The sequence below is a fragment of the Pseudoalteromonas sp. SWN29 genome (assembly GCF_015864465.1).
Taxonomy (GTDB): Bacteria; Pseudomonadota; Gammaproteobacteria; order Enterobacterales; family Alteromonadaceae; genus Pseudoalteromonas.
The window spans coordinates 25,920-32,106 of sequence record NZ_JADYXE010000051.1 but is presented as its reverse complement, the minus strand read 5'-3'; the positions used below and the strand labels follow the sequence as shown (position 1 = coordinate 32,106).

Annotated in this window: 7 protein-coding genes; 2 read left to right on the top strand and 5 right to left on the bottom strand. The window is 37.8% G+C overall.

Annotated elements, in window-relative coordinates; genetic code table 11:
- Positions 1-529: 529 nt before the first annotated feature.
- Both I6F53_RS16935 and ilvN read left to right on the top strand, forming a co-directional pair.
- The gene (locus tag I6F53_RS16935; protein ID WP_197240435.1) at positions 530-2,257 is read left to right on the top strand and encodes an acetolactate synthase 3 large subunit; all 1,728 of its coding nucleotides are present in this window, start codon (positions 530-532) and stop codon (positions 2,255-2,257) included.
- Positions 2,257-2,754: an acetolactate synthase small subunit gene (gene ilvN, locus I6F53_RS16930; RefSeq protein ID WP_002960314.1), complete on the top strand. Its 498-nt coding sequence runs from the start codon at positions 2,257-2,259 to the stop codon at positions 2,752-2,754. The genes I6F53_RS16935 and ilvN overlap by 1 nt, the downstream gene beginning before the upstream one ends.
- A gap of 92 nt (positions 2,755-2,846) precedes the next feature.
- On the opposite strand, the gene I6F53_RS16925 is transcribed toward ilvN, so the two are convergent.
- The 5 genes from I6F53_RS16925 to I6F53_RS16905 all read right to left on the bottom strand — a co-directional run bounded on the left by I6F53_RS16925 (position 2,847) and on the right by I6F53_RS16905 (position 6,157).
- Positions 2,847-3,122: an HU family DNA-binding protein gene (locus I6F53_RS16925; RefSeq protein WP_008166804.1), complete on the bottom strand. Its 276-nt coding sequence runs from the start codon at positions 3,120-3,122 to the stop codon at positions 2,847-2,849.
- A 210-nt stretch (positions 3,123-3,332) separates the two neighbouring features.
- The gene (locus I6F53_RS16920) at positions 3,333-3,872 is read right to left on the bottom strand and encodes a DUF3833 domain-containing protein (RefSeq protein ID WP_197240434.1); all 540 of its coding nucleotides are present in this window, start codon (positions 3,870-3,872) and stop codon (positions 3,333-3,335) included.
- Between the two features lies 1 nt (position 3,873).
- Entirely contained in the window at positions 3,874-4,362 is a 489-nt protein-coding gene (locus I6F53_RS16915) for a chalcone isomerase family protein (RefSeq protein WP_197240433.1), read from the bottom strand.
- A gap of 54 nt (positions 4,363-4,416) precedes the next feature.
- Positions 4,417-4,917: a DUF2878 domain-containing protein gene (locus I6F53_RS16910; RefSeq protein ID WP_197240432.1), complete on the bottom strand. Its 501-nt coding sequence runs from the start codon at positions 4,915-4,917 to the stop codon at positions 4,417-4,419.
- Complete coding sequence (locus I6F53_RS16905) at positions 4,895-6,157, bottom strand: SAM-dependent methyltransferase (RefSeq protein WP_197240430.1); 1,263 nt, start codon at positions 6,155-6,157, stop codon at positions 4,895-4,897. Before I6F53_RS16905 ends, I6F53_RS16910 begins: the two co-directional genes overlap by 23 nt.
- Between the last annotated feature and the right edge of the window lie 30 nt (positions 6,158-6,187).

The following is a 6,187-nucleotide window of genomic DNA, read 5'->3' as shown; positions in this document are numbered from 1 at the left end:
AGGGCAATGCGAGAACGAGTGAAACGTTATATTCTTCCAGAAAAAAGAAAACGGCCCAAAAGTAGGACCGTTCGAATATCAAAAACTCGGTACACCATTAAGTCAAAGCATGCTTAACTGAATGGTGTTAGCTAATTTAGCGGGCTTTTTTTTGTAAATGCATACCACATACACTCAATATCAACCTGCATAATTTCTTCCAAATAAACCAATCAAAACCCTTACTTTTGACAATTTAAAATTACAAACGCAACGAAAATGAAATTTTAATGCAAATAAACGATTTTAAGGTTGACGTGACGCCTAAAAACCCTTAAAAATAAACCTATACAGAACTTTTAATTTAAAAGCAGTGTTTTGCTAAGTAGAGTAAAAACTATGAACACACACATTAATCTTTTAGTCGTACTCGAACTGGTCTTAGTTATAAGCCCAGCGGGGATGTATTAAAAGGTGATACTGCTTTTTAAAAACCCTCGCACTACGCGGGGGTTTTTTTATGCATAAAAAAGCGCACAGAGGAATGAGGATGAGCAAACAAGAATATAATGGTTCTGAACTAGTAGTTCAGGCATTAAAAGAGTTAAAGGTAAAATACATATTTGGCTACCCCGGTGGATCGGTTTTAGATTTATATGATGCACTTTTTCAGCAAGATGATATTGAGCATATATTAGTACGCCATGAACAAGCAGCTACGCATATGGCTGATGGTTATGCCCGTGCTACAGGCGAAGTTGGTGTTGTACTTGCAACCTCAGGCCCAGGCGCTACAAACTGCATAACAGGCATTGCAACTGCTTATATGGATTCAATCCCTATGGTTGTTCTAGCCGGCCAAGTTCCTACTAGTTTAATAGGCGATGATGCATTTCAAGAAACCGATATTGTAGGTTGCTCGCGCCCTGTAGTTAAACATAGCTTTAACTGTAGAAGCGCTAAAGAAATTCCTACCATCTTAGCTAAAGCTTTTTATATTGCCAGTACAGGTCGCCCAGGCCCTGTTGTGGTTGAGCTTCCTAAGGATATGCTTAACCCTGCAATTAAGTTTGCATACGATTTCCCTAAAACAACAGAACTAAGAACATACAGCCCTAATACTAAAGGGCACTCAAAACAAATCCGTAAAGCGGTAACAACTATTCTAGAGGCCAAAAAACTGGTTATTTACTCTGGCGGCGGTATTGTTATTTCAAATACATCAGAGCAATTAACGCATTTAGTTGAATCGTTAAATGCACCCATTACCAATACACTAATGGGCCTTGGCGGTATATCTGGCGTACATCCAAACTTTGTAGGTATGCTAGGCATGCACGGCACGCTTGAGGCTAACAAAGCAATGGCAAACGCCGATGTGATTTTAGCGCTTGGTGCACGCTTTGATGACCGTGTTACCAATAACGTTAAAAAGTTTTGTCCGAATGCCACCATTGTTCATGTTGATGTCGATCCAACTTCTATTTCTAAAACAATTAAAGCGCACATACCGGTTGTTGGTTGCTTAGCTACAGTACTAGAACAACTACAAGCCGGCATTGATAAAAGCCCTATTAAAATTGATCGCAGCGCACAAGAAGATTGGTGGCGTCAAATTATCAGTTGGCGTGAACAAAAATGCTTAAGCTACAACACGACTGATGGCGAAAAAATTAAACCACAAGCTGTAATTGAAGCGGTTTACAAAGCAACAAATGGTGATGCTTATATCAGCTCAGATGTTGGTCAGCACCAAATGTTTGCAGCGCAGTATTATCCATTTAAGCATCCTCGCCAATGGATTAACTCAGGCGGGCTAGGCACTATGGGCTTTGGTTTACCTGCAGCTATGGGCGTAAAACTTGCTTTTCCTGATAAAGAGTCTGTATGTATTACAGGTGATGGCTCTATTCAAATGAATATTCAAGAGTTATCTACCTGTTTGCAGTACAACTTAGCGGTAAAAGTTGTATCCCTAAATAACCGTTCTTTAGGTATGGTACGCCAATGGCAAGATATGGTTTATGGCGGACGTCATTCATCATCTTACATGGACTCACTACCTGATTTTGTTAAGCTAGTTGAAAGCTACGGGCATGTAGGCATACAAGTAAATACATTAGATGAATTACAACCGGCTATAGATAAAGCAATGAGCATTACCGATCGTTTGGTATTTTTAGATATAAACGTTGATGAAAAAGAGCATGTATACCCAATGCAAATTAAGTTAGGCGGCATTGATGAGATGTGGTTACGTAAAGGAGTAAAAGCATAATGCGTCGTATTTTATCTATTCTATTAGAAAACGAACCGGGTGCCCTATCGCGTATTGTCGGGCTTTTTTCACAGCGCGCATACAACATCGACAGTCTAACTGTAGGCACAACAGACGATCAGTCATTGTCGCGTATTACTATTACCACTATGGGTGATGACAGAGTCGTTGAGCAAATTACTAAACAAGTTAATAAACTTGTAGATGTGCTTAAAATTATCGATTTAACGGAAATGAGTCATATTGAGCGAGAGTTATTACTTGTTAAGGTATTTGCCCAAGATGAGACGACTCGTGCAGCGGTTACCCGCGTAGTTGATGTATTTCAAGGCGCTATTTTAGATATGGGCCGACAAAGCTACAGCCTGCAATTAGTTAGCAGTACAGACAAAATAGAATCGTTTTTAGACACTCTTCGTCACGAAACCGATATTATAGAAGTTGTTCGCTCAGGTGCTGTTGGCATTGGCCGAGGTGATAAAGCGCTAAAAGCATAACATTCATCGATTAAAGCCGTTATATAGCGGCTTTTTAAACATAAAAAAAAAGAGCTAAATAGCTCTTTTTTAAATTTAATTCGTTAAACCAATTAAAGGTTTACTTGGTCTTTAAGACCTTTACCTGCTTTAAAGCTTGGGATAGTTGCCGCTGCGATTTGGATCTCAGCACCCGTTTGTGGGTTACGGCCAGTGCGAGCTGCACGTTCTTTTACTGAGAAAGTACCAAAACCAACTAAAGCTACTGAATCACCTTCTTTTAAAGAAGAAGTTACAGCACCTGTAAACGCGTCAAGAGCACGAGTAGCAGCGGCTTTAGAGATTTCTGCATCAGTAGCAATTTTTTCAACTAATTGAGCTTTATTCATTGTTAGATTCCTATTCGTTATTATTTTGCCTTCGCAAAACCTATCTTTATGCATTTTTAAAGAGTTAGCAACAGCAAATTGCATTTTTTGCTTAAATTCTTAAAAAATGAGTAAAATTTAAATAATTCTCTGTAAAATACAGCGTGTTGGGTTAACGAAGACTTAATTTGAGTACAATTTTGGCGCAAGTTAAGCAACTGGGTAAATAAGCTATATTTTTTCGATAACTAAGGTCACTTCCCCGACCTCGACACCAAACTTAACAATAGATGTACGGTTTATCAAGCGCGATTGTGTAACCAGGTACATCCAATCGTCAAAATTGACTTCTAAAGTGCTGCCATCGTATGGAAGCGCTACATCGTAATTCCAATGAAATACGCTACCATCGCTTTTGCCTTTTGCCGTACCTATAACATCGGCCGCAGTACCCGTTAAACTATTGTCGTTATTTAGCGTTATTTTCCAAATACGCTTTTGAGTTTCGCCATCGTCGTAAACAAAGTCTTCTTCAATAACGCCCTCATTACCATCCCAAGTTGCATTCATGTCTACAACAAGCTTACGGGTTAATTCGCCTTTAAAGTCTTGTACAACACCGTAGGCTTTCAAATTTCCACTAAAAAATGTTTTAAAGTCAAAATTTGGTGATGTATTTTTATAATGTTCAACATTTGGTGCCGAACAGCTAATTAACAGCACAGCAGATAAGCATATAACCACCGTTTTAAACATGTTTAATACATTCATATTAATTCCCTAATAGTTGCTTTCGTAGTTTTGGCTCAGAGGTTTTTTCATCAAGCCAAATGGCTAAAAAATCACTCGAAAATTGAAGTTCATTAACTTCACCAATTTTTTCATCATTATGATAAAAAGTGCTCATACCCTGATCATTTGTGATTAACGTTAGCGAATCACCTTGTTTAATATCAGGCCAAATCGACATTAATTTACTGTCATACTTGTCAGCTAACCCTGTTTTTCCAATATATTCCCACTGCTCATTAGTTGCTTTCACTATTTCTCTAGCATCAAAGTCTCGTAAGTAGGTGAGCTTAAATTTAACAGGATGTGTTCCTTCACTGTAATTACCGGAAGGGGTAAATAGCACAGCGTCATACACATCCCAAAATAAATACTCCATTCGCGCCTCACCCACTTTACTAAATTGTGTGTTGGCTAAAACAATTGAAGTTGTAAGCAAATAAAAAGTAACTGCCTTTAGTAAAAATTTCAAAATGAGCTCCCTTTGAATAACTGGGTAATGTTACGAAGTGAAAATTATTGCCGATCAACGGTTAATAAATAACTTTATTTTTTGGTTTATAAAAAGGATAGCGGTAAACACTGCAGACCAAAGTACGCCGTAAACAAGCCAAAATTGCCATAAAGGTAATCCTAGGCTTATAACTTCAAAACGACCACCGGCCCAATAACTTGCAGGCGCAAAAGCAATGCACACTAAAAAGGCTTGCCAAAGTTTTAATCTGCTTAAAAAGACCATAGAGGTATTTAAAGAAAGTAATAATGCAGCCCATAAAAAAACAAGCCATAGGGGGAAGGGATATACTTTAAATTCTAACAAGCCTAACTTTACCGCTATAAATTCTAACAACAGGGCTAAAGGTAGCGCTTTGACTAGCAGTAAGGTGTCTTGCTTTTTTTGCTTTGACAGCAAAAACATTAAAATAATAATTAATCCGCTAAAAATTAGCGAATCAGCTTCAAGCAGCAGTGATAAAAACCACACTGCTTGAAACAAAACAAAATTAGTAATTGAGCGCAATATCATCGTTATCGCTAATAAAACGTGGTTTACGTGCCATTAAATGCACAGTACTGGTCGCTCTTGCTCTGAACGCACCTTCACAATAAGCAAAGTAAAATAACCATAAACGGTAAAAGCGTTCATCAAATTTAGAGCGGTCCAAATCAGGCCAGCTTTTTATAAAACGAGTTCGCCAATCTGCTAATGTTCGAGCGTAGTGAGCGCCAATATCATTAACGGTATGAATAACCATATCGGTGCTGTTTTTAATTTGCTCACTCATTTCGTTAAGTGACGGCAAGCACCCACCCGGAAAAATATACTGTTGAATAAAGTCAGAGTTTTTAAGGTAATGCTTATAACGCTGATCGCCAATAGTAATTGCTTGAATAAGCATGGCGCCATCGTCTTTTAGGAGCTCACCACACTGAGTGAAAAAGCTCGGCAAATAATCATGACCCACTGCTTCTATCATTTCAATGGAAACAAGCTTGTCGTATTTACCTTTTAGTAGCCTGTAGTCGAGCTTGAGTAATGTTATTTTACTTTCAAGACCAAGTTCAACAATCTTGTTAGCTACATAATCATGTTGCTCATCAGATATGGTTGTTGTTGATACATGGCAATCGTAATGTGTGGCTGCATATATAGCAAATGCCCCCCACCCTGTACCAATTTCAATTACTGAATCATTTTTTTGAAGCTCAACTTGCTCACAAATGCGTTTAAGCTTGTATTGCTGAGCCTCTTCAAGTGTGGCTTCTTTTGTAGGATATACAGCACTTGAATAAAGCATTTCTTTACTTAAAAATGATTCATACAAATCGTTACCTAAGTCGTAATGAGCAACAATATTTTTCTTAGATCCCGATTCAGAATTTTTATTTTTTATGTGATTAAATCGGTGGGCTATATTGCTGAAAAATGCGAATTTCTTTTCGAACTCATCGAGTTGTTTTTCATTTATAGCAAAGATTTCTATAAATGACGTTAAATTGTCGCAAGACCAATGCCCTAATATGTAGGATTCACCAGCGCCAACACTACCTGATAACGCAAATGCCTTGTACATTGCTTTATCGTTAACTGTTACTGTTGCTTTTAGTGCTGACGATGCATCACCAAAAACTGTACGTTCATTTGCGTCAATTAAAACAACTTGACCTGTTTCAATTGACGAAAAGGCTTTAGTCACTAATTTTTTATATATATTAGTTAACCAACTAGTGCTTTGTTCGCAATTTAAGCTCGACACTTTATCCATTAAAATACCTATTAATTATCCTGACTACCT